An 869-nucleotide genomic window follows, 5' to 3' on the forward strand; every position below is an offset into this window, starting at 1 on the left:
GAAGTGCTGGAGCGGCTCATCGACGACGGGCGCTGGCGCCTGATCGGCGTGAGCGTGATCGACGCCAAAGCCTCTCGTCAACGTCAGGCGGTTCCAGCCTGACGCGCCAGACAGGAAGCCTAGCGGCACGACTGATCAGTCCACAGCCTACCGGCGACTGCCCCACAAGCCTTCCATCCGTTTCGGTGGAGGGCTTTTTTCTTCATCCATACAGGAGATTTCAACCATGTCACTGCGATTCAGAGGCTCCGACCTGCGCCCCGTGCTTGCCGAGGCCATCGCCAACCAATGCCGCGTCGCCCTGGCCAAGGACCAGGGCGTGTACTTCCTCGCCGAGCGCGGAGAGCGCCGCCCCGATGGCCGCGTGAAGCTGCTGGCCTATGCCGTCGGCTGCAACCCGGATACCGACCCGTTCGATGACTGGTGGGAACTGGCACGCGCCGAGCTTGGCGGCGACGATTTCGGCGAGTTCTTCGACCCGAAAGACAGCGTTTTCACTCGCATTCTGCAAAGCTCAGATGATCTGGAGCTGTCCGCCACCGCTACGTATCTGTCACTGGCGGCGGTGGAATCGGCGTAGTCCAAAAATGTCCGCATACCCCTTGAAGCCCCCATTTCGGGGGCTTTCTTTTGGGCGGAACTGGGCAGCCTGGAAAAAATGGGAAGCGCCCGGATGCCGATTGATTGCTGTCGCGCGCGCGAGGCCCGGCCATGCTGACCCCATGCCTGCTGACGTTGTCAGCGACATGCCAGGCAACCATCGGTCTTCGAGGTTGCGTCGCAGTTCCCACTGCGTGACCGAGCCAGCTCGCACCGCATCCATCCGCGAGCGGCCACCAGTCTCTGGTGGCGGATGCTTTCGCCTTATC

Annotated in this window: 1 protein-coding gene; it reads left to right on the forward strand. The window is 62.7% G+C overall.

The annotated features are described in order from the left end of the window. Positions 1–226: 226 nt before the first annotated feature. A complete protein-coding gene (locus EKA13_RS27395; RefSeq protein ID WP_009459699.1) occupies positions 227–580 on the forward strand; it encodes a DUF3085 domain-containing protein in 354 nt (117 codons plus the stop codon). Positions 581–869: the final 289 nt, after the last annotated feature.

The sequence above is a fragment of the Pseudomonas defluvii genome (assembly GCF_001695625.1).
GTDB classification, from domain to species: domain Bacteria; phylum Pseudomonadota; class Gammaproteobacteria; order Pseudomonadales; family Pseudomonadaceae; genus Aquipseudomonas; species Aquipseudomonas defluvii.

Excerpts from the sequence above, each read along its gene's own strand:
- EKA13_RS27395 (WP_009459699.1), top strand. The coding sequence starts at position 227 with ATGTCACTGCGATTCAGAGGCTCCGACCTGCGCCCCGTGCTTGCCGAG.